This window comes from Nakamurella deserti (assembly GCF_003260015.1).
GTDB classification, from domain to species: Bacteria; Actinomycetota; Actinomycetes; order Mycobacteriales; family Nakamurellaceae; genus Nakamurella; species Nakamurella deserti.
This window is the reverse complement of the sequence record NZ_QCXS01000002.1, coordinates 1639157-1660487: the sequence shown is the minus strand read 5'-3', so window position 1 is coordinate 1660487 and position 21331 is coordinate 1639157. Positions and strand designations below refer to the sequence as shown.

Sequence of the window (21331 nt, the reverse complement as noted above, 5' to 3'; positions counted from 1 at the left end):
GTGGACGACGCCACCCCCGTCCGGCCGCCGCCCGCGCGGCTGCCCGTCTTCGTCGCCGCGGGACTGGTCGCGGTCGCGCTGACCCTCGCGAGCAACGGCTACGGCTACCACCGGGACGAGCTGTACTTCCGGATGCTGCCGCCGGCATGGGGCTACGTCGACCAGCCGCCGCTGCTGCCGCTGGTGGTGCGGACGCTCAGCGGGATCGTCGACGAGCCGTGGATGATCCGGATCCCGGCGACTCTCGCCGCGACCCTGACCGTCATCGCGGCGGCGGCGACCGCCCGCGAGCTCGGCGGCGGGCGCACCGCGCAGAGCCTGGCCGCGTTCGGCACCGCGTCGACGTCGATCGTGCTGGTCTTCGGGCACACCATGCTGACCGCGTCGCTGGACCTGCTCATCTGGCCGGTCGTGTGCCTGTGCGTGCTGTGGGCGGTGGTCCGCGACCGCCCGGGGTGGTGGCTGGTCGCCGGGCTGGTCACCGGCCTGAGCATGTACAACAAGCTGCTGATCGCGATGCTGCTGGCCGGCATCGCCGTCGGCCTGCTGGTCGGCGGTCCCCGCAGGGTGCTCGCCACCCGGTGGCCGGTGCTCGGCATCCTGCTGGCGCTGGCGGTCGGCGCCCCGAACCTGATCTACCAGGCCACCCACGACTGGCCGCAGCTGCAGATGGGGGCGGCGCTGGCCGCCGGGAACTCCGGGCGGGTGCGGTCGAACATCCCCGTGTTCCTGCCGTTGCTGCTCGGTCCACCGCTGCTGCCGGTGCTGGTCGCCGGGATGATCGCGCCGTACCGCTCGGCCGCGCTGCGGGCCGCCCGGTGGCTGCCGGTCGCTCTCGTCGTGGTGCTGGTCGCCACCTGGGTCGGCGGCACGCAGTTCTACTATCCGGCGCCGTTGATGCTGGTCGTGTTCGCGGTCGGCTGCGTTCCGGTGAGCCGGTGGCTCGCCGGCCGACAGGGGTGGCGGGTCGGCGCCGTCGTCGCGGTGGCGGTCAACGGGGCGGTGGCCGCCGTGATCGCGCTGCCCGTCATCCCGGAGCGGTTCGTCGGCGACACCCCGCTGCCCGGGATGAACGCCGTGACCGGCGATTCCATCGGCTGGCCCACCTACGTCGACCAGATCGCCGCCGTCTGGGCCGCGCTGCCGGTCGACGAGCGCGCGGCCGCGGTGATCGTCACCGCCAACTACGGCGAGGCGGGCGCGATCGCGCGCTTCGGTCCGCATCACGGACTCCCCGCCGCCTACAGCGGACACAACGCCCTGGCCGACGGCCCGCCCCCGCCCGACACCGCCACCACCGCCGTCGTGGTCGGCCGGGCGGAGCCGACCCGGTTGCTGTTCCGGACGTGTACCGCCGCCGACGAACTCGACAACGGGCGCGGCGTCGACAACGAGGAGCAGGAGCAGCCGGTGGTCGTCTGCCGGGGTCCGATCGGCGGCTGGGCCGCCGTCTGGCCGGCCATGCGGCACCGGAGCTGACCCCCCGGGGATCCGCCGGGCCAGGTGCCCAAAGGCACAATTGCACCTGTTGTGGCCGGTCACGGAGTTGAAGACGGGGGCGTGGCGGGCCGTCGGATAACGATTCCGCAAAGGTGGTCGAGGTAGAGTCAGGTCCCGTGATCCACATGTCCCAGATCTCCAAGACGTACAAGACCTCGACGCGTCCCGCGTTGGACGACGTCACGGTCGACGTGGAGAAGGGCGAATTCGTCTTCCTCATAGGCCCGTCCGGTTCCGGTAAGTCCACCTTCCTGCGACTGCTGCTGCGCGAGGAGCAGCCCTCGAAGGGCGAGATCGAGGTGGCCGGTAGCGACCTGCAACGCATGCGCCGCTCCAAGATCCCGGCCCACCGGCGCAGCCTCGGCTGCGTCTTCCAGGACTTCCGGTTGCTCTCCAACAAGACGGTCGAGGGCAACATCGGGTTCGCGCTCGAGGTCATCGGCAAGTCGCGTCCGCACATCCGCAAGGTCGTCCCCGAGGTCCTCGAACTCGTCGGCCTGGAGGGCAAGGCCAAGCGCTTCCCGCACGAGTTGTCGGGTGGCGAGCAGCAGCGCGTGGCCATCGCCCGCGCGTTCGTCAACCGTCCGTTGCTGCTGCTGGCCGACGAGCCCACCGGCAACCTCGACCCCGACACCAGTGGCGACATCATGCTGCTGCTCGAGCGCATCAACCGCACCGGCACCACGGTGCTGATGGCCACCCACGACAACCACATCGTCGACGCCATGCGTCGGCGGGTCATCGAACTGCAGTCCGGCAAGGTCGTCCGGGACGAGTCCCGTGGCGTGTACGGCGTGGGGCGCTGACACCCCCGCACCCCGCCGGAGCGCCCGCAGCGGGCGCACCGCACGCACCGCCGTACCCGCCGTAGAAAGCACGAGGAGAACCCCATGCGAGCCGGAATCATGTTCAGCGAGGTCATGGCTGGGCTCAGACGCAACGTCACGATGACGATCGCGATGATCCTGACCACCGCCATCTCGCTCGGGATGCTCGGTGGCGGCCTGATCATCGCCCGGATGACCGACCAGATGAAGCAGATCTTCGGCAACCGCGTGGAGGTCACCGTCTACCTGACGACCGCCCAGTCGCAGGCCGACCCCAACTGCGAGCAGGACCTGTGCCAGGCGCTCCTGAAGGACCTGACCGACAACCCCGAGGTGTCCACCGCCCGCTACGAGTCGCAGCAGCAGGCCCTCGAGCGCTACAACGAGATGTTCGCCGCGCAGCCCGAGCTGCTGGACATCGTGTCCGCGGACGCGCTGCCGGCGTCGTTCCACGTCGCCCTGAACAACCCGGAGAACTACCGCACCATCATCACCGAGTACTCCGGCCGTCCCGGGGTGGATTCGGTGTCCGACCAGAGCGCGTTCCTGGACCGGCTGTTCTCGCTGCTCAACGGGTTGCGCAACGCCACGCTGGCGATCTCCATCGTGCAGGCGATCGCCGCGTTCCTGCTGATCTCGAACATGGTCCAGATCGCCGCGTACACGCGGCGCACGGAGACCGAGATCATGCGGCTCGTCGGCGCCTCCCGATGGCGGACGCAGTTGCCGTTCATCATCGAAGCGGTGGTGGCCGGCGTGGTGGGTGCGATCCTCGCGGTGGCCGGCCTGGTCGCGGCGAAGGTGTGGTTCGTCGACAGTGCCCTCGAAGCGCCCATCCAGGCCGGCATCATCCCGGCGATCGACCAGGCCGCGTTCTTCTACGTGGCCCCGATCCTCGGTGTCGTCGGCGCCGGTCTGGCCGCGATCTCGGCCTACGTGACGCTGCGGCTCTACGTCCGTACGTGACGTGCTGCGCCTGCTGCTGATCTCCGACACCCACGTCCCGGCACGCGCGAAGGACCTGCCCGCCGAGGTGTGGGCCGCGGTCGACGCCGCCGACGTCGTCGTCCACGCGGGCGACTGGGTGGACGTGGCCCTGCTGGACCAGCTCGAGACCCGGGCTGCCCGGCTCGTCGGTGTGTACGGCAACAACGACCACGGCGTGCTGCGGGAGCGGTTGCCGCTGGTCGCATCCGTGACGCTCGACGGGGTGCGGTGCACGGTCGTCCACGAGACCGGCGCCAAGGACCGTCGCGAGCAGCGGATGCAGGCGGCGTTCCCCGACACCGACGTGCTGGTCTTCGGCCACAGCCACATCCCGTGGGACTCGACGGCACCGAACGGGATGCGACTGCTCAACCCCGGATCGTGCACCGACCGCCGTCGGGAGCCCTTCCGCACCTATCTGACCGCCGAGATCGACGCCGGCGAGCTCACCTCGGTGGAGCTGCACCGCATCGGCTGACCCGACGCTGCGGGCCACGCACGTAAGGTCCGGTCATGGACCGGAGGGCGGCGGGGGCGGTGGTGCTGCTGTTCGTGGCGTTGATCGTCGCGGTGCTGCCGCGGGTGTCGGGTCCCGGCGTGAACGGGACCGCGTCGGCCGAGCCGCCGGGCCCGCCGCCGGCCGTCGGAACCTGTCTGCGCGATCCCGTCCACCCGGTGTTCGACGCCGCCGGCTGGATGCGGCCGCTGCCCGAGTTCGTGGCGGGCGACTGCGGTGCGGCCCACTGGGGCGAGGTGTTCGACGTCATCGACGTGCCGTCCGGGCAGGGGGCGTCCGGGCTCGCCACCTGCTGGGCGAGCGACGGGCTGCAGACCTATCTGACCGGCGACGCGACCACCGAGCCGTGGTCGGCGGTACTGGTCTACGACGTGACCGCCACCGGCCCGGACGTCCGGCAGTTCGCGGGGGGCCAGCGGTGGGCGGCCTGCATCGTGTACGGCGCCGAGCCGTTCACCGGGTCACTGGCCGGGGTCGCGGCGGACGACGACCCGCCGCCCACCCTCGGCCGCTGCTACGACGACGAGTTCGCCGCGTTCGACGCCCGCGACACGCCCTGCCGGATGCCGCACCGCGGCGAGCTGTTCGCCTCCCTCGAGATCGACGTCGCGCGGCCGCCGGCCCAGGACGACATCGACGCGTGGTGCGCCGGCATCGTCGGACGCACCACCGGGCGCAGCGACCTCGCGGGACTGACCGTGGAGTCCGCGGTGTTCGTCTGGTTCGAGGGCATCCAGTCCCGGTTCGTGCCGATGCCCCTGCCCGACAACGCCAAGGGCGCCACCGCGCTGTGCGGCGTCCGTGTCGCCGACGACCGGTCGCTCACCCTGTCGCTGCGGCAGATCGGGGACGGGCCGCTGCCGTGGGCGGGATAGCGGTGCGACGGGCAGGGGGGCGCGGCACATTCAGCCCGGCGGACGACTGATCGGCGCGCGCTGGACCGCCGACTACTCTGGAACGGCCATGCCCAGAGAAACCGGACGCAAGCTCATCGCGTCGAACCGCAAAGCACGCCACGACTACACGATCGTCGACACCTACGAAGCAGGGATGCTGCTCAAGGGGACGGAGGTGAAGTCGTTGCGTGACGGTCGCGCGTCCCTGGTGGACGGCTACGCGACGCTCACCGACAACGAGGTGTGGCTGCGGGGCGTGCACATCAACGAGTACCTGCAGGGTACGTGGACCAACCACGAGCCGCGGCGGGCCCGCAAGCTCCTGCTGCACCGCGAGGAGATCGCGAAGCTGTCCGGCATCATGCGCGAGGACGGCTGGGCCCTGGTGCCGCTGAGCCTGTACTTCTCCAACGGCAAGGCCAAGGTCGAGCTCGGTCTGGCCAAGGGCAAGAAGACCTACGACAAGCGGCAGAGCCTGGCCAAGCGGGACGCCGAGCGCGAGCTCGCCCGCGTCAGCGGCCGGCACTTCAAGGGCATGGACTGACGGTCGCCCTCGGGGTGCCGACGGCCCCTGACGACCCGCGTGACCCGTGGATGTGCCGCGGCGGCGGGCGTGGTGGCGCCGTGCCCACCCGGGCGCCGGCGGTGACCGGGTTCCCGCTGACCGCCGTGGCCGCGATCGCGGTGGGCTCCGGCACCCGGGTCGAGATGGCGCTCGCCGTGCCGCTCTTCGCCGGGACATCCGCCACCGCGGTCGCTCCCGGCGTCGTCACTCACCGGATCGGATGATCCCGGCGGCGATCGCCGGCTCCCGGTAGGCCGCCGCGAGGCTGGCCGCGGTGTCGTGGGCGTTGAGTCCGCTCGGGTTCGGCACCACCCACAGGATCGACCCGGACAACGTCTCCGGCTGGCGTCCCGGCGTGGCCCGGTTGCGGCCGAACGCCGCGCGGTAGGCGGTGATGCCCGCCATGGCCACGACCGTCGGCCGGATCCGGGCGACCAGCTGCTCGAGCTGCAGCCGGCCCGCCCGCAACTCCTCGGGCGTCAGCTCGTCCGCCCGCGCGGTGGCCCGGTGCGCCAGGTTGGTGATGCCGATGCCCCGGTCGAGCAGGTACGCGCGGTCGTCCGGAGTCATGCCGTCGACGTAGCCCACCGGCCGCTCGAGGATCCCGGCTGCGACCAACGCCGGGTAGAAGCGGTTGCCGGGCCGGGCGAAGTGCGTCTGCACGGCCGCCGTCCACAGCCCGGGGTTGATCCCGACGAACAACAGACGCACCGACGGCCCGACCAGATCGTCGACGGTGGTGTCCCGGAACTCTTCCAGTTGCGCCTTGGTGAAGCCCATCCGGCGAACCTACTGCCGGTACGACTCGCACCCGATGACGGTCACGAAGTCAGCGCGTGATGCCGTCCGGCCGTCAGCGGAGCTTCTTCGAGTTGTCGAAAACCAACCCCTTGGCGGCTGGCGGCTCGGGCAGGTACTTGTTGCACAGGTAGCCGTCGCCGTTCTTGTCGGTGGCCACGAAGAAGGCATCGGCGGCGTTGCTGGCCTCCTCCTGGAGCGACGCGACCGTACGAAGTTCAGTCGACGGATTGCACCCTCCGACGGGTTCTCCCGCCTGCGCCGCCGGGCTCGCCGCCATTGCCAGACCGATCGCAGCGCCACCGACCAGCAGAATCGAACGGGGACGTGACATCTTTGCCTCCAAAGGATGAATGGGATCGGCGAAGCGTAGGTCTGCAGCCGGTCACCGGCAACCGGAGCCAATCGGTGCACCGGGCGGGCCGTGGGTCGCTATCCGCCCGGCCGTGCAGTGGCGTGAACACGGGTCGGTGCACGGCTCGATGGGTAGTGTCGAACGAGTGCCTCCACCACCGCTCGACCCGTCCGACCCGGTGAGGGACGCGGCGCTGCCACCGACGTCCGGCGAGAAGCCGACCCTGCCGCGCGAAGTCATCGTGCTGGTCGCGGCGGCGTTCCTGGTCGCCGTCGGCTACGGACTGATCGCGCCGGTGCTGCCGGCCTACGCCTCCGGGTTCGGGGTCTCCAACGCCGCGGTCAGCGTCATCATCTCCGCCTTCGCCTTCGCCCGGTTGATCTTCTCGCCCTTCGCCGGGAAGCTGCTGGCCAGGCTCGCCGAGCGGCCGCTGTACCTCGCCGGTCTCCTCATCGTCGCCGCCTCCAGCATCGCCATCGCCTACTCGCCGGGGTACTCCGGGCTGCTCATCGCCCGCAGCGCCGGCGGCATCGGGTCGGCGATGTTCACCATCTCCGGCCTGGCCCTGCTGGTGCGGGTGACGCCGGCGCCGTTGCGCGGCCGCGCCTCGGCGATGTACGCCTCGGGCTTCCTCATCGGCGGCATCTCCGGGCCGTTGATCGGTGGCCTGCTCGCCGGCTGGTCGATCAAGGCGCCGTTCATCTCCTACGGCGTGCTGCTGGTGATCGCCGCTGCGGTCGTGCAGGTCTCGCTCCGGCACATCCCGAACCCGGTGCGCAACACCGACATCGTGCAGGTCGACCTGCGGGAGACGCTGCGGCTGCCCGCCTTCCAGGCCGCGCTGTCGTCCAACTTCGCCGTCGGCTGGTCGGTGTTCGGCATCCGGATGGCCCTCATCCCGCTGTTCGTCGTCCAGGTCCTGGACGCCGGTGAGGCGATGGCCGGCTGGGCGCTGACCGTCTTCGCCATCGGCAACGCCGCCGTCCTCACCTTCGTCGGTCGCTGGGTCGATCAGGTCGGCCGGAAGACGCCGATGATCCTGGGGCTCGTCGTGTCGGCGGCCTCCCTGGGTCTCATCGGGATCAGCGGCCAGGTCTGGGAGCTGCTCGCGCTGTGTCTCGTCGGCGGCATCGGGTCCGGCCTGATCACCCCGGCCCAGCAGGCCGTCGTCGCCGACGTGATGGGCGGCCGACCCGGTGGTTCGGTGCTCGCGGTCTACCAGATGACCGGTGACATCGGCGCGGTCGTCGGTCCCGTCGTCGCCGGCCTGCTCGTCGACGCGAGCGGCTTCGGCGTCGCTCTCGGGGTCGGTGCCGCGGTCGTGCTCGCGACCGTTCCGCTGTGGTTCCGCTCGCCCGAGACGCTGCCGAAGTCCGCCGGCTGAGCGACCGACCTCACGTCGCCGCGAAGGGTCGCACCCGGGCCGTCGCCCTAGGCTCGGAGACGATGAACACCACCGACACCTGGACCCCACGCCGGCTCTTCCGCACCGTCGCGATCGCCGAGGCGGTCACCTGGACGCTGCTGATCCTGGGAATGCTCGGCAAGTACGTCTTCGACCTCGGCGGCCTCGGTGTCACGATCGGCGGCGGGCTCCACGGCTTCGTGTTCCTGCTGTACCTGGTCGTCGCCGTCGTCGTGGGCGTCAACCAGCGGTGGTCGGCCGTGCTGTTGCTGGTCACCCTGGCGACCTCGATCCTGCCGTTCGCCACCATCCCGATGGACCGCCGGCTCGAGAAGCGCGGACGCCTCGACGGCGACTGGCGCCGGACCCCCGGGAACGACCCCGCCGACGCCGGCGCCGCCGACCGGATGCTGCGGACCCTGCTCGCCCACCCCGGTCGGATGGCCCTCATCGGTCTCGTCGCCGTGGCGCTGATCTTCGCCGCGTTGCTGGTCGTCGGGCCGCCGGGCAGCCGCGCCTGAACCTGCGGGCACGAATCGGCGCTACCGTTCGTCGGTCCCGTGGGCGCATCCGCCCCGGGACGACAACGAGAGCAGGACGACGATGACCGCCGCCACACCCAGGCCCGCCTGGTCCGCGCACGACCTCCACCGGATGGAGGGCACGACCGTCGTCGTCACCGGAGCCTCCAGCGGGCTGGGGGAGCGCAACGCCGCCGAGCTCACCCGCGCCGGCGCCCGCGTGGTGCTCGCCGTCCGCGACATCGCCAAGGGCGAGCGGGTCGCCGAAGCCATGACCGGTGATCTCGAGGTCCGGTGGCTGGACCTCGCCGATCTCGCCTCGGTCCGCGCCTTCGCCGCCGACTGGTCGGGTCCACTGGACGTGTTGATCAACAACGCCGGGATCATGGCGGTGCCCGAGGGGGAGACCGCCGACGGCTTCGAGATGCAGATCGGCACCAACCACCTCGGGCACTTCGCGCTCACCGCACTGCTGTTGCCCCACATCACGGACCGGGTCGTCACCGTCTCGTCCCAGGCGCACCGGATGGGGCGGATCCACCTCACCGATCTCAACGCCGAACGCCGGCGCTACCACCGCTGGGGGGCCTACGGGCAGTCGAAGCTCGCGAACCTGCTGTTCACCAGCGAGCTGCAGCGACGGCTCGAGCTGGCCGGCAGCCCGGTCCGGGCGGTCGCCGCACACCCGGGCTTCGCCGCCACCGGTCTGACCTCGCATTTCGACGGCTTCCTGGGCCGACCACTGAACACGCTGACGAGCCTGGTCGCGACCTCGGCCGCGGACGGCGCGCTCCCGACCCTGTACGCCGCGACGCAGGACCTGCCCGGCGACAGCTTCGTCGGGCCGGGCAGGAACGGACCCCAGCTGGAGAGCCGGAGCCGGGCGGCCCGGGACGACGAGATGGCCCGCCAGCTGTTCGACCTGTCCGCGCGCCTGACCGGCGTCGAGGTGCTGTCCGCGGCGTGACGGGGCGCTTCGTCCGACCCGGAGTGCCCGGGATGGGTGGACGGCCGGCGTTGTCCCGACGTCGCTCCGCGGCCGCTGCCTTCTTTCCGCGACGGTTGCAACGGGCTGGGAGCGGTCACGGTGCCGGCTCCACCGGCCCGCAGCCTGCCCGTGGACTGAGCGGCGCGGGCGGATCCCGCCCGGTTACTTCACGACGTGTCCGTCGGCTTCGCGACGGTTGCGGACGTGTGGACCTGTCGCGAAGTGGGTGAGGGTGTCGCGAAGTGGTCGAGTGCGGGCGCGACAGCCGCCCCGGGAGGCCCACCGACAACGGTCGGACTGGAATGGTGCTGCCCGGTTCACTTCGCGACGTGTCCGTCGGCGATGCGACGGTCGCGGATGTGTGGACCTGTCGCGAAGTGGGTGAGGGTGTCGCGAGTGGTCGGGTGCAGGCTGGGGCTGACCCGGAGGGCCGCCCAGGCTGTGTGCCGGAGGCTCTCGGTCGGCTTCGAGACGGGTTCGTCAGCTTCGCGACGGTTGCACCTCCGTGAAGCTGTCGCGAAGACGTCGATCCTGTCGCGGAGGGGGCCAGGCCCAGCGACCGACCAGCGTCGGAGCGCTCGGGTAGCCGGCGACGGCCGACCCGGAAACGCCCGCCACGGGGCGAGACGGCAGCACCGGGAACAACCGGCTGGCCTTCACCGTTGTCCACCACGTAGGATGGCAAGGCTTGAAGAGGTCAGGCATCCCCCAGGGGGTGATTGGTTTCGACAGCGGATGTCGACTGAGGTGAAGCGTGCCGAGGAAGGCGACGATGAGCTCGTTAACCACCCGTCGCAAAAAAATCAAGCGCCGACAACAGTCAGCGCGAGTTCGCCCTCGCCGCCTGAGCGAGTAGCGACTCCGTCAGACCGGGCCTGCCCCCAGCCCGGATCCTGGCGTCGACTAGGGGGATCACCGTTCAGCCGGGTCACGCGGGTGAATGGGACATCAAACAGTGACTGGGCCCGTCACATCGGCATGTTCACGTGATCGATGGGGTCGAGTAGAGGCTTAGTGGACTACGCACGTAGAAGCCCTCAGAAAGCAACGTTGGACGCGGGTTCGATTCCCGCCACCTCCACAGCGCAGAGCAGCCCCGGACCCCGGTCCGGGGCTGTTGTGTTTCCCGGGCTCGGTCGGCCGCCGGGCTACCGGCGACCGGACCACGGTGCCGCCCTCACCGCGGCGGGTGGAGGAGCCACGCCGCTGCACGGCGACGTTCGCGGCATCCCCGGCGCGTCGCCACCGGGTGCGGCGAGACACCGCGCAGCGCGGTGGGCACGCTGACGGCCTGGATACGCGGACCGCCGAACCAGGACGGTCCCGATCCCGGTCCACGACGACCGACGCGCCGGTACCAACTCGGGCACGGCACGCTCGTGGGGGGCGGATGTGGGCAGGGTCGGAATCGGCTGTGAGCGTGGGATACGCTCAGCGGCGTTGTTCCACCCCGGGCAGGGGAAGCCGGTCGGATTCCGGCACTGTCGCGCAACCGTGGTCGGCCCCAGGGCCGTGAGTCGGATCGCCTTCCCGGATGTGAGTGACGCTCCATCCCTGTCGCGGATTGCAGGGCGGAGCTCGGGTCCCGTCGTCCCGGTGCGATGCATGCTGCGCTCCGTCGGACGCCCTACTTCGAGCCTGCCGGCGCTCCGCCCGCGCCCGAAAGGCCCGTATGTCGATCCGCCGGCTCGCTGCCGTCACCCTCGTCACCGCCACCGCCGGACTGAGCTCGCTGATGCTGGTGCAGTCCGCCTCCGCCGCACCGACCGTCACCGGCACCGCCTGCGGCGTCAACGAGGGCGTCACCGTCGTCGTGGACTTCGCGCCCGCCGAGGACGAGCTCGTCGTCGGCTGCGCGGCGGGTCCGCAGGAGTCCCTCGGAGATGCGATGGAGGCGGCCGGCTTCGAGGTCACCACGCAGGACTTCAGCGGACCCTACCTGTGCGCCATCGACGGGGTCGCAGCCAATGCCGACGACTGTTTCGCGTTCCCCGGGCCCTACTGGTCGTCGTGGCTGTCCAACGCAGAGGGTCAGCCGGCTGGAGCGCCGACCGACGAGTGGGCGTTCGCCCAGGTCGGGCTGAGCGGCGGACCGGTGGGTGTGGGTAGCACGATCGGTTACAGCCTCAGTGATGGCACGACCAGCGCGCCGCCCCGCCTCGACCTGACCGCGCTGCCGGCTCGCGACAACACCCCGGTCGAGGTGCCCGCCTACGGCCCCGCCCAGGGCAGCGCCACCGCGGTCGCCGGCTGGATCGGCCGTCAATTGGAGGCCGGCGACGGCCTGATCAACGGCTCGCCCGGATTGACCGTGGACGCGGTCTACGCGCTGGCCGCGGCCGGTGTCGGTGGCGACACCATCGACCGCTCCGCCGCCGCGCTGCTCGCGTCCGGGTCGGCCTACGTCGGGACAGCAGCCGAGGCGCCCGCGAAGTTCGCGCAGATCGCCAAGTTCGCGCTGGCCCTGCAGATCGCCGGCGTGGACACCGCGGCCTTCCCGGACGGTGCCGGCGGCACCCGCGACCTCCTCGGCGAACTCCGCTCCACCCTCAACGCCGACGGCTCGTTCGGCACCGCCGACGACCCGTTCCGGCACGCCTACGCGCTCATCGCGCTGAGTCGCACCGAAGCGGGTGCTCCGGCCACCGCGCTGAGCTGGCTGGCCGCCCAGCAGTGCGCCGAGGGGGCGAACGCGGGCGGTTTCGGTTACGACGCCGATCCGTGCACCTCCGCCGACCCCGACTACACCGCCCTGGCCGTCGAGGGCCTGCTGGCCGGCGGCCTGACCGGCGACGACGCGACCGTCGCGACGGCCACCGCCTGGCTGAGCGCGCAGCAGGGCACCGCCGGTGATCTCGGTGGCAACACGAACTCGACCGGTCTGGGCGGCAACGCCTTCGCCGCCGTGGGGGCTGCCGACGCCGCCACCGCCGCCGCGGGCTTCATCGGCGGGCTGCAGGTCACCTGCGACACCCTCGTCGACACCGCGCTGACCCCGGCCGAGGTCGGCGCCATCGCCTGGACCCCGGCCGGCCTGGCCGACGCCGCCGAGTTCGGCCTCGACGAGGGCAACCTGGGCGAGTGGCAGTACGCCTCCGTGCAGGCCGTGCTCGGCCTGGGCACTCCCGCACTGGCCGACCTGACCGCCGCCGGCGCCGAGGACGCGCTGCCCGCCGCCGCCACCTGTGAGGCCCCGGTCACCGAGCCCACCGACCCGACGAGCGAGCCCGTGGTTCCGACCACCGAGCCCGTGGCCCCGACCACCGAGCCCGTGGCCCCGACCACCTCCGCGCAGCCGACGACCGCCTCCGCGGCGGCTCCGGTGACCACGAGCACGACCCCGTCGACTACCCGCACCCCGGTCAAGACCACCGCTCCGGCGCTGGCGTCCACCGGCGTCACCGACCGGACCGGTACCGAGCTCGGGATCGCCGCACTCCTGCTCGTCGCCGGCGCCGGCCTCGTCGTCGCGGGCCGCCGGACCCGGGCACCCCGCCGGCACTGATGCCGATCCGCACCGCAGCCACCGGGCGGCGACCCGGCCGGGTCGCCGCCCTCGTCGGGGTCCTCTGCGTGCTGCTCGGGACGTTCGCGCCGGGCACGGCCACCGCCGCTCGCGGGAGCGGCTGCACCAGTGCCGACGGTGTCACCGTCGTCGTCGACTACGGCCGCCTCGGCGGCGGCATCCAGGTCGGCTGCGCCACTGGACTGACTTCGGCATCCCGGGGGAGCAGGGCCCTGGAAGCCGCGGGCTTCTCGTGGTCGCCACCGACGACCCAGCCGGGGTTCCTCTGCCGGCTCAACGGCCGTCCGACCATCGCCGAGAGCGTCGGCACCACCAAGGACGCGGACTACACCGAGTCCTGCGTCGACACCCCGCCCGCCGACGCCTCCTGGGCGTACTGGCAGTCCAGCGGCGACGGGAACTGGACCTACAGCAGCAACGGACTCACCTCCAGCCGGGTGCAGCCCGGCGGCTTCGAAGGGTGGGTCTTCGGGCGGGGTAGCGGTTCGCCGCCCGGCTACGCCCCGGTCGCCGCCGCGGCCGTCGAGGTGCCACCCGAGGTCCAGGCGCCCGCACCACAGCCCGATCCGGAACCCGCCCCCGCCCCCGCACCGGCACCTGCTCCGGCCCCCGCTCCGGCACCTGCCCCGGCCCCCGCGCCCGCACCTGCTCCGGCCCCCGCCCCGACGACTCCGTCACGGAGCACGACGTCACCGGCCACCACCTCGCGCACCCCGCCCCCCGACAGCGCCGACCCGGAGCCGGGCACCGCCGACCCGGCGCCGGGCACGGTGGACCCGGCGCCCGGCACCACGGCGGTCGACCCCGCCGCCACCCCACCCACGGAGTCGTCCACCCCGCCGGTCGCCGGGACCTCGCCTCCCGGTGAAGGATCAGCGTCGTCGACGTCGGCCGCCACGGATCCGTCGTCCACCGGAACGGCCACGGGGACGCCGAACGCCGGAGCCACCACCCTCGACAACGCCGCTGATGCTGCGGATCTCACCCCCGACGACTCCGGTGACGCCGCGCTGGTCGCGCTCGCCGGCGCCGTGCTCATCGCCGTGCTCGTCGTCGGCACCGTGCTGATCCACCGGCGCCGGGCCACCCGCGACGACGACTGACCCTCGATGGCGGACAGTTGGACACGACGCCGGGCGACCCATCCGGGCGCCTGGTGGCTGTGGTCGCTGACGCTGGCCGCCGCGGCCAGCCACACCACCAACCCGTTGCTGCTGGGCCTCATCATCGCGATCGCCGGACTGGTGGTCGCCGCCCGCCGCACCGCCGCCCCGTGGGCGGTCGGGTTCCGCTGGTACCTGGCGGTCGCCGCGCTCGTGGTCGTGCTGCGCGTCACCTTCCGGATGCTCACGGCCGGCGCCGGACCCACCGTGCTGTTCACCCTCCCGGAGATCGCACTGCCCGAGGCCGCGGCCGGCGTCAGCCTGCTCGGCGAGGTGTCGGCGGAGGCACTGCTCGCCGGCTTCTACGACGGACTGCGGTTGGCCACGATGATCGTCTGTGTCGGCGCGGCCGCCGCGCTGGCCAATCCGAAACGGCTGCTGGCCGCGATGCCGTCGGCGTTGTACGAGGTGGGCACCGTGCTGGTGGTGAGCGTGTCGGTGTTCCCGCAGCTGGTCGAGGCGGTCGGCCGGGTCCGCCGCGCCCAGGCGTTGCGGCGCGGTCCACGGACCCGGCGTCACCGGCTGCGGACGGTGGTCGTCCCGGTGCTCACCGACGCGCTCGACCGGTCGCTGCTGCTCGCCGCGTCGATGGATTCCCGGGGCTACGGCCGGTCACCGGCCGGATCGGAGCGCCGCCGGCTCACGTCGGCCTGCCTGCTGGCCGGCGTCGGCGGCGTGGCGATCGGGGCCTACGGGTTGCTCGACGCCCAGAGCCCCTGGTGGCTGGGCACCCCGGTGGCGATCGCGGGGGTCGTCGTCGGCGCGCTGGGGTTCCGGCTGGCCGGCGCCCGGGTGCACCGTTCCCGGTACCGTCCCGACCCGTGGCGCGGACGGGAGTGGCTGGTGGCCGGCACTGGCGCGGTGGCCGCCGCCGCGGTGTTCGCCGCATCCCCCGCGCAGCTGTACCCGAGCGCGAACCCGCTGATGTGGCCGGCCCTGCCGGTGACGGCCGCGCTCGGACTGCTGGTCGCAGTGATCCCGGCGTTGCCGGCGGGGGCGTTCCGATGGTGATCCGGCTGGACGACGTCACCCTGCGGTACACCGACGACGGCCCCGCGGTCCTGCACCGGGTCGACCTCGACATCCCCGAGGGGGAGCTGGTCGTCGTCGCGGGCCCGACCGGCTCCGGCAAGTCGTCGCTGCTCGGGCTGCTCAACGGCCTGGTGCCGCACTTCTCCGGCGGCGTCCTCACCGGGACGGTCACCGTGGCCGGCCTGCGCACCGCCGACCACCCGCCACGCGACTTCGCCGCCAGCGTCGGGGTCGTCGGGCAGGACCCGCTCGCGGGCTTCGTGACCGACGTGGTCGAGGAGGAGCTCGCCTACGGCATGGAGCAGCTCGGGCTGCCGCCGTCGACGATGCGCACCCGCGTCGAGGAGACGCTGGACCTGCTCGGTATCGCCGATCTGCGCGACCGTGCGCTCCGGACGCTCTCCGGCGGCCAGCAGCAGCGGGTGGCCATCGCCGCGGTGCTCGCCGCCGGCCCCCGGGTGCTCGTGCTGGACGAGCCGACCAGCGCGCTGGACCCGACCAGCGCCGAGGAGGTCGTCGCGGCGGTGGTGCGCCTCGTCCACGACCTCGGGGTCACCGTCGTGATGGCCGAACACCGGCTGGAGCGGGTGCTGCAGTACGCCGACCGGCTGGTGCTGGTGGCCGGGGACGGCACGATCGCGGCGGGTGACCCGGCCCGTCTGATGGTCGACGCTCCGGTGGCGCCACCGCTGGTCGAACTCGGCCGGTTGACCGGCTGGTCGCCGCTTCCCCTGTCCATCCGGGACGCCCGGCGCCGCGCGACGCCGCTGCGGGACCGGCTGGCCGGTCGCCGTCCGCCGCAGCGCACCGCGTCCGTCGGCGCGACCCTGCTGACCGCGGCCGGTCTCACCGTCCGCTACGGGGAGCGCACCGCCGTCCACGACCTGACGCTGACGTTGCGGACGGGGGAGCGGGTGGCCCTGATGGGGCGCAACGGGTCCGGGAAATCCAGCCTGCTCTGGTCCCTCACCGGTGTCGGCCGCCGCACGGCGGGACGGGTGACGGTACGGGGCGTCCCGGTCGACCGGGACGCCCAGGTGGTACTGGTGCCGCAGACGGCCGCCGACCTGCTCTACCTGGACAGCGTCGGCGCCGAGTGCCGGACCGCCGAGCGTCAACAGCAGGTCCCCGACGGGACCTGTCGCACCCTGCTGGACCGGCTCGCCCCGGGGATCGCCGACAGCACCCACCCGCGCGACCTCTCGGAGGGTCAGCGGCTGGCGTTGGCGCTGGCCGTCCAGCTCACCGCCGCGCCGGCCCTGGTGCTCCTCGACGAGCCGACCCGCGGGCTGGACTACCGCGCCAAGGCGGCGCTGGTCGACGTCCTGGCCGAACTCGCCGACGCCGGCACCACCCTGCTGGTCGCCACCCACGACGTCGAGTTCGTGGCCCGCTACGCCGACCGCGTGATGGTGCTGGCGGCCGGTGAGATCGTCGCCGACGGACCCACCGCGGACGTCATCGCCGCCTCCCCGGCGTTCGCGCCGCAGGTGGCCCGGGTCCTGCACCCGGAACCGTGGCTGACCGTCGAGCAGGTCAGAAAGGCGTTGTCATGAGCGGGATCCGTGCCTGGCCGCTGGGGGTGCGCTCGGCGGTGGTGCTGACCGCGGCCACCGTCGCCGGGTTGTTGCTGTTCGGCTGGCCGCTGCTGATCGGGAACGCGCCGACCGCCGTGCAGGACGCCCAGGCGCCGTTCGTCGTGGTGGCGCTGCTGCCGGTGCTGGTGCTGCTGGTGGTGGCCCAGTTGTCCGACGGGGGGCTCAGCGCCACCACGCTGGCGATGCTGGGTGTGCTGTCCGCGGTGAACGCCGCCCTGCGGCCGCTGGGTGCCGGCACCGCCGGCATCGAGCTGGTGTTCTTCCTGCTCATCCTGTCCGGCCGGGTCTTCGGACCCGGGTTCGGGTTCATGCTCGGCATCACCTCGCTGTTCGCCTCGGCCCTGCTGACCGCCGGGGTGGGGCCGTGGCTGCCGTTCCAGATGCTGGCGGCGGCGTGGGTCGGGATGGGCGCCGGGCTGCTGCCGCGACGGGTCCGCGGCGTCGCCGAGATCGTGATGCTGGCCCTGTACGGCGTGCTGGCGGCGTACGCGTTCGGCCTGCTGATGAACCTCTCGTCGTGGCCGTTCGCGGTCAGCGCCGGCTTCGACACCCCGGGTCTGGCCTACCTTCCGGGGGCGTCGCCGGGGGAGAACCTGCACCGCTTCGTGGTCTACACCCTCATCACCTCCACGGCCGGGTGGGACACCGGCCGCGCCCTGACGAACGTCGTCGCGATCTCCGTGCTGGGACCGGCGGTGCTGACCGTGTTGCGCCGGGCCGCGAGGCGCGCCCGGTTCGACGCCCCGAGCCGCTGATCAGCCGGCCAGGTACTCCGCGACCACCCGGCGGATCGACGCCGTGGTGTCCCCGATCGCGGCGTCGGCGCCGACGAAGGACACCAGCTCCAGAACCGTCAGGTCCTCGTCGTCCCGATCGGAGCGGGTCTGCCGCCCGACCACCGCCACCACCGGCACGCCGCGGCCGCGGGCCCGGTGCAGCACCCCACCGACGACCTTGCCGTCGTAGGACCCCGCGTCCAGATGACCCTCGCCGGTGATCACCAGATCGGCCTCGCTGAGGGCGGTGTCGAAGCCGGTGACGTCGGCGACGAGGTCGAAACCGGGGGCCAGCCGGGCGCCCAGGACGGCGAGCCCGCCGGCCAGGCCGCCCGCCGCGCCGGCGCCGGGCAACGCCGAGACGTCGACGCCGAACTCGTCCCGGTAGCGGTCCTGCAGGGCTCGCAGCCGGTCGGCCAGGCGGGACACGGTGTCGGGGTCGGCGCCCTTCTGTGGACCGAAGACCGCGGCCGCGTCGACGAAGGCGGTGGTGACGTCGCAGCACACGACGAGCTCGGGGCGGCTCGCCGGGTCCTGCCAGCGGGGGTGCTGCCGCAGCACCTCCAGGGCATCCCAGCCGCCGTCGGTGGTCGCGGAGCCACCGAGACCGACGATGATGCGCCGTGCACCCGCCGCGGTCGCCGCCAGGATCAGCTCGCCGGTGCCGGCGGTGGTGGCATCCCACGGGTCGTTGCGGTCGGCGCCGCCCGCCGCCACCAGGCCCGAGGCCGCCGCCATCTCCAGGACGGCGTCGCCCTCGTCGGTGAGCCGCCAGCCGGCCCGCACCGGCCGGCCGGCCGGGCCGGCGACCTCCGACCACCGGTTGGCGCCGCCGAAGGCGTCGACGGTGCCCTCGCCGCCGTCGGCCAACGGGTGCCGCACACAGCTGCCGCCCGCGTCCCCGACCCCGGCCGCGATCGCGGCCGCCGCTTCGGGTGCGGTCGCCGTACCCCGGAACTTGTCCGGGGCGGCCAGGACCCGCGTCACCGTGCGGCCGCGGCGAGAACCGCGGCGAAACGGTCGAAGGCGCCGTCGGCGTGACCGAGGAACAGGTCGGGCTCGATCAGTTCCAGCTCCATCAGCAGCGGACCGTCCGGCGTGGCCACGAGATCGACCCGGGCGTACAGCAGGTCGTGCCCGACCTCGGCCAGGGCCGCCTCGGCGAGCCGCCGCTCCGCGGGTGTGGGGACGTACGGGATCGTGGTGCCGCCGTGCTCGAGCTGCACCCGGAAGTCGCCGTCCGCCGGCACCTTGCGGACCGCGTGCGAGTACTCCCCGCCCAGGTACACCAGCGACCGCTCGCCGTCCTGCACCGATTCCAGGTACGGCTGCAGCAGCACGTCACCGCGCCGATGGAGGTCCTGCAGATGCGCTGCCGCCGCGGGATCGTCGGCGTCGAAGAGTCCGATCCCGTCCGCGCCGGCAGCGATCTCGGGCTTGAGCACGATGCGACCCGTTGCCGCGCCGAGGGTCTCGCCGGCGGTGAGCAGCCGGGTGGGCACCACCGGCACTCCGGCGTCGGCGAGGGCGAGCAGGTACCGCTTGCGGACGTTCCGCTCGATGACCGGGAACGGGTTCTGCAGCGTCGCCCCCCAGCGCGGCAGTGTCGCGAGGAACCGGTCGGGCATGAACGTGTAGTCCCAGGTGGTGCGGACGACGACGAGATCACCGGGGTCGGTGATCGCCTCCTCGTCGGACCAGACGGCGATCCGGGCCTGCACCCCGGCGCGGTCCAGAGCCGCGACCAGGTGCACGGTCTCGTCGTCGGGGACGGGCATGTCGGCGCCGGTGAGCAGCGTGATGCGGGGGGTCACGAGTCGGCCGGCCCGGCTGCGGTGGCGGCGCGGTCGCGTTCCCGGCGGCGTTCCCGCTCCCGTTCCCGCTCGCGGTCACGCTGGGCGCGGTCCCGTTCCCGGTCGCGGTCGGTCCGGGCCTTCTGCTTGCCCGCCTTCCGCGGCGTCGCCGCCGGCGGTTCGGCCGGCTCGCCGGTCACCTTCTCGCTCAGGTCCTCCAGATCGGTCCGTAGCTTCTCGAGCTCACCGCGCAGGTAGTCACGGGTGGCCACCTCGTTGATGGCGACGCGCAGGGCGGCGATCTCGCGGGCCAGGTACTCGGTGCCGGCCCGCGTCTGCAGAGCGCGGCTGCGGTCCTCCTCGAGCGAGATCCGGTCGCGGTCGTCCTGGCGGTTCTGCGCGAGCAGGATCAGGGGTGCCGCGTACGCCGCCTGGGTCGAGAACGCCAGGTTGAGCAGGATGAACGGATAGGCGTCCCACTGCCCGATCCACCCGGTGATGTTGAGGGTGATCCAGGCGATGACGATCATCGACTGCCAGAACAGGAACTTGCCGGTACCCAGGAACCGGGCCAGGCGTTCGGAGGTGCGGCCGAAGGAGTCCGGGTCGATCTGCGGACGCCACTTGGTGACGGTGCGCGGCTGGTCCAGGCGCCGCCGGGTCGGCTCAGCCACCGTGCGCCCCGATCACGTCGGCGTCCAGCGCGGTGTCGTCGTCGCGCCAGTTGTCGGGCAGCAGATGGTCGAGCAGGTCGTCGACCGAGACCGCTCCCAGCAGGTGGTTCTCGTCGTCCACGACCGGCGCGCAGACCAGGTTGTAGGCGGCGAAGAACCGCGTCACCTCGGGAATCCGGGCCTGCGGGGCGAGCCTGGCCATGTCGGTGTCCAACGCTCCCGCCACCAGGTCGAACGGCGACTCCCGCAGCAGCCGCTGGGTGTGCACGCAGCCCAGGTAGCGTCCGGTCGGGGTGGCCTGGGGCGGCCGGCAGACGAACACCATCGAGGCCAGCGCCGGCGTCAGGTTGGGGGCGCGGACCCGGGCCAGTGCCTCGGCGATGGTGGCGTCCGGGCTGACGATCACCGGCTCCGGGGTCATCAGACCGCCGGCGGTGTCGTAGGAGTACTGCATGAGCCGCTTGACCGGCGCGGACTCCTCGGGCTCCATCAGCTCCAGCAGCCGCTCCGAGACGCCCTTGGGCAGCTCGCTGAGCAGGTCGGCGGCGTCGTCGGGGTCCATCGCCTCCAGGATGTCGGCGGCCCGGGCCTCGTCGAGGTGGGTCAGCACGTCCATCTGGTCGTCCTCGGACAGCTCCTCGATGACGTCGGCGAGCTTCTCGTCGTTGAGCGCGTCGGCGATCTCGTGGCGGCGTTCGTCGTCCAGGTCGCGGAACACACCGGCGGCATCGGCGGCGCGCATGGTCTCCAGGCTGGTCAGCAACTGGTGGGTGCCCTGCGCGGTACCGGTCAGGGAGTGGAAGTCCACGCCACGGACGTCGTTCCAGCCGACGACCGTGACGTTGCCGCGGCGGCCGAGGAACGGGGTGCGCGCGCGCACCGCCACCCGGTTGACCAGCCAGTCCCGCGTGCGCGACTGCTCCAGGCCGGCGTCGACGATGACCACACCCGCCTGGGTGGTCGCCACGGTGACCTTGGTGCCGATCAACTGGGCCAGCAGCAGCACCTCGGTCGGGCGCTGCTCGAAGCGGCGCAGCGACACCGAACCGCGGGCCAGCGACACCGCGTGCGCCTCGATGCTGTTGACCCGCAGCATGGGGACGAAGATGGGCCGCCGGTTGGGCAGCTCGACGACGATCCCCAGTACGCGGGGCGCCTGTTTGTCCACCCGGACGGCGGCGACGAGGTCGCGCACCTTGCCGATCGACTCGCCGCCCGGACCGTACACGGGCAGCCCGTCGAGCTGGGCGGCGAAGACCTTGCTGTTGGCGACCACCTGAACAGCCTAGGAGGGCCGGTGGGGTGCGTGTACCACGGCGACTCCGGGACACCCGATGTTCATCGACGGCTCCCTGTGCGACGGATGTGGTTGCCGTGGGTGACCGATCCGGTGGCTGCCGTGACACAGCC

At 72.6% G+C, this 21331-nt stretch carries 20 protein-coding genes, 1 other RNA gene and 1 pseudogene; 16 read left to right on the top strand and 6 right to left on the bottom strand.

Features of this window, described 5'->3' with window-relative positions:
- From DB033_RS07575 to DB033_RS07545, 7 genes are all read left to right on the top strand, one after another.
- Positions 1-1479 carry a glycosyltransferase family 39 protein gene (locus DB033_RS07575; RefSeq protein WP_111766147.1) on the top strand — a complete coding sequence of 493 codons (1479 nt, stop codon included), beginning with the start codon at positions 1-3 and terminating at the stop codon, positions 1477-1479.
- A gap of 146 nt (positions 1480-1625) precedes the next feature.
- Entirely contained in the window at positions 1626-2306 is a 681-nt protein-coding gene (ftsE, locus tag DB033_RS07570) for a cell division ATP-binding protein FtsE (RefSeq protein ID WP_205843857.1), read from the top strand.
- An 84-nt stretch (positions 2307-2390) separates the two neighbouring features.
- Complete coding sequence (gene ftsX, locus DB033_RS07565) at positions 2391-3293, top strand: permease-like cell division protein FtsX (RefSeq protein WP_111766145.1); 903 nt, start codon at positions 2391-2393, stop codon at positions 3291-3293.
- A 4-nt stretch (positions 3294-3297) separates the two neighbouring features.
- Positions 3298-3792 (top strand): metallophosphoesterase family protein, encoded by a 495-nt coding sequence (locus DB033_RS07560; protein ID WP_111767317.1) that lies wholly within the window; start codon positions 3298-3300, stop codon positions 3790-3792.
- 35 nt (positions 3793-3827) lie between these two features.
- The gene (locus DB033_RS07555; protein ID WP_111766144.1) at positions 3828-4706 is read left to right on the top strand and encodes a hypothetical protein; all 879 of its coding nucleotides are present in this window, start codon (positions 3828-3830) and stop codon (positions 4704-4706) included.
- Positions 4707-4794: 88 nt separating this feature from the next.
- The gene (gene smpB / locus DB033_RS07550) at positions 4795-5271 is read left to right on the top strand and encodes an SsrA-binding protein SmpB (RefSeq protein ID WP_111766143.1); all 477 of its coding nucleotides are present in this window, start codon (positions 4795-4797) and stop codon (positions 5269-5271) included.
- A gap of 80 nt (positions 5272-5351) precedes the next feature.
- Positions 5352-5516 carry a hypothetical protein gene (locus tag DB033_RS07545; RefSeq protein WP_157970566.1) on the top strand — a complete coding sequence of 55 codons (165 nt, stop codon included), beginning with the start codon at positions 5352-5354 and terminating at the stop codon, positions 5514-5516.
- On the opposite strand, the gene DB033_RS07540 is transcribed toward DB033_RS07545, so the two are convergent.
- Complete coding sequence (locus tag DB033_RS07540; protein WP_111766141.1) at positions 5497-6072, bottom strand: mismatch-specific DNA-glycosylase; 576 nt, start codon at positions 6070-6072, stop codon at positions 5497-5499. The two genes, DB033_RS07545 and DB033_RS07540, sit on opposite strands and share 20 nt — an antisense overlap.
- Before the next feature lie 73 nt (positions 6073-6145).
- Positions 6146-6424: a hypothetical protein gene (locus DB033_RS07535; RefSeq protein WP_157970565.1), complete on the bottom strand. Its 279-nt coding sequence runs from the start codon at positions 6422-6424 to the stop codon at positions 6146-6148.
- Positions 6425-6590: 166 nt separating this feature from the next.
- On the opposite strand from DB033_RS07535, the gene DB033_RS07530 reads away from it, so the two are divergent.
- The 9 genes from DB033_RS07530 (at position 6591) to DB033_RS07485 (ending at position 17433) form a co-directional block, all read left to right on the top strand.
- Positions 6591-7829, top strand: a complete 1239-nt coding sequence (locus DB033_RS07530) for an MFS transporter (RefSeq protein ID WP_205843706.1) — start codon at positions 6591-6593, stop codon at positions 7827-7829.
- A 62-nt stretch (positions 7830-7891) separates the two neighbouring features.
- Positions 7892-8371: a DUF3817 domain-containing protein gene (locus DB033_RS07525; RefSeq protein ID WP_111766138.1), complete on the top strand. Its 480-nt coding sequence runs from the start codon at positions 7892-7894 to the stop codon at positions 8369-8371.
- 82 nt (positions 8372-8453) lie between these two features.
- Positions 8454-9338: an oxidoreductase gene (locus DB033_RS07520; RefSeq protein ID WP_111766137.1), complete on the top strand. Its 885-nt coding sequence runs from the start codon at positions 8454-8456 to the stop codon at positions 9336-9338.
- Positions 9339-10070: 732 nt separating this feature from the next.
- Positions 10071-10443, top strand: a transfer-messenger RNA (tmRNA) gene (gene ssrA, locus DB033_RS07515).
- Between the two features lie 588 nt (positions 10444-11031).
- Positions 11032-12864, top strand: a complete 1833-nt coding sequence (locus DB033_RS07510) for a prenyltransferase/squalene oxidase repeat-containing protein (RefSeq protein WP_111766136.1) — start codon at positions 11032-11034, stop codon at positions 12862-12864.
- The gene (locus tag DB033_RS21090; RefSeq protein WP_157970564.1) at positions 12864-13988 is read left to right on the top strand and encodes a ribosomal eL19 family protein; all 1125 of its coding nucleotides are present in this window, start codon (positions 12864-12866) and stop codon (positions 13986-13988) included. The genes DB033_RS07510 and DB033_RS21090 overlap by 1 nt, the downstream gene beginning before the upstream one ends.
- A 6-nt stretch (positions 13989-13994) precedes the next feature.
- Entirely contained in the window at positions 13995-15059 is a 1065-nt protein-coding gene (locus DB033_RS07495; RefSeq protein WP_111766134.1) for an energy-coupling factor transporter transmembrane component T, read from the top strand.
- Positions 15056-16636: an ABC transporter ATP-binding protein gene (locus DB033_RS07490; protein ID WP_420814051.1), complete on the top strand. Its 1581-nt coding sequence runs from the start codon at positions 15056-15058 to the stop codon at positions 16634-16636. Before DB033_RS07495 ends, DB033_RS07490 begins: the two co-directional genes overlap by 4 nt.
- Positions 16633-17433, top strand: a complete 801-nt coding sequence (locus tag DB033_RS07485; RefSeq protein WP_111766132.1) for an ECF transporter S component family protein — start codon at positions 16633-16635, stop codon at positions 17431-17433. Before DB033_RS07490 ends, DB033_RS07485 begins: the two co-directional genes overlap by 4 nt.
- Here DB033_RS07485 and DB033_RS07480 read toward each other — a convergent pair whose 3' ends face one another.
- The 4 genes and pseudogenes from DB033_RS07480 to DB033_RS07465 all read right to left on the bottom strand — a co-directional run bounded on the left by DB033_RS07480 (position 17434) and on the right by DB033_RS07465 (position 21197).
- Positions 17434-18441 (bottom strand): glycerate kinase family protein, encoded by a 1008-nt coding sequence (locus DB033_RS07480; protein WP_111766131.1) that lies wholly within the window; start codon positions 18439-18441, stop codon positions 17434-17436.
- Positions 18438-19268, bottom strand: coding sequence for an ATP-grasp domain-containing protein (locus tag DB033_RS07475; RefSeq protein WP_111766130.1), 831 nt, complete (start codon positions 19266-19268; stop codon positions 18438-18440). The genes DB033_RS07480 and DB033_RS07475 overlap by 4 nt, the downstream gene beginning before the upstream one ends.
- Positions 19269-19465: 197 nt before the next feature.
- A pseudogene (locus DB033_RS07470) lies at positions 19466-19921 on the bottom strand (DUF1003 domain-containing protein); the annotation flags it as partial.
- Complete coding sequence (locus tag DB033_RS07465; protein ID WP_111766128.1) at positions 19914-21197, bottom strand: magnesium transporter MgtE N-terminal domain-containing protein; 1284 nt, start codon at positions 21195-21197, stop codon at positions 19914-19916. The gene DB033_RS07465 and the pseudogene DB033_RS07470, both read right to left, overlap by 8 nt.
- Positions 21198-21331: the final 134 nt, after the last annotated feature.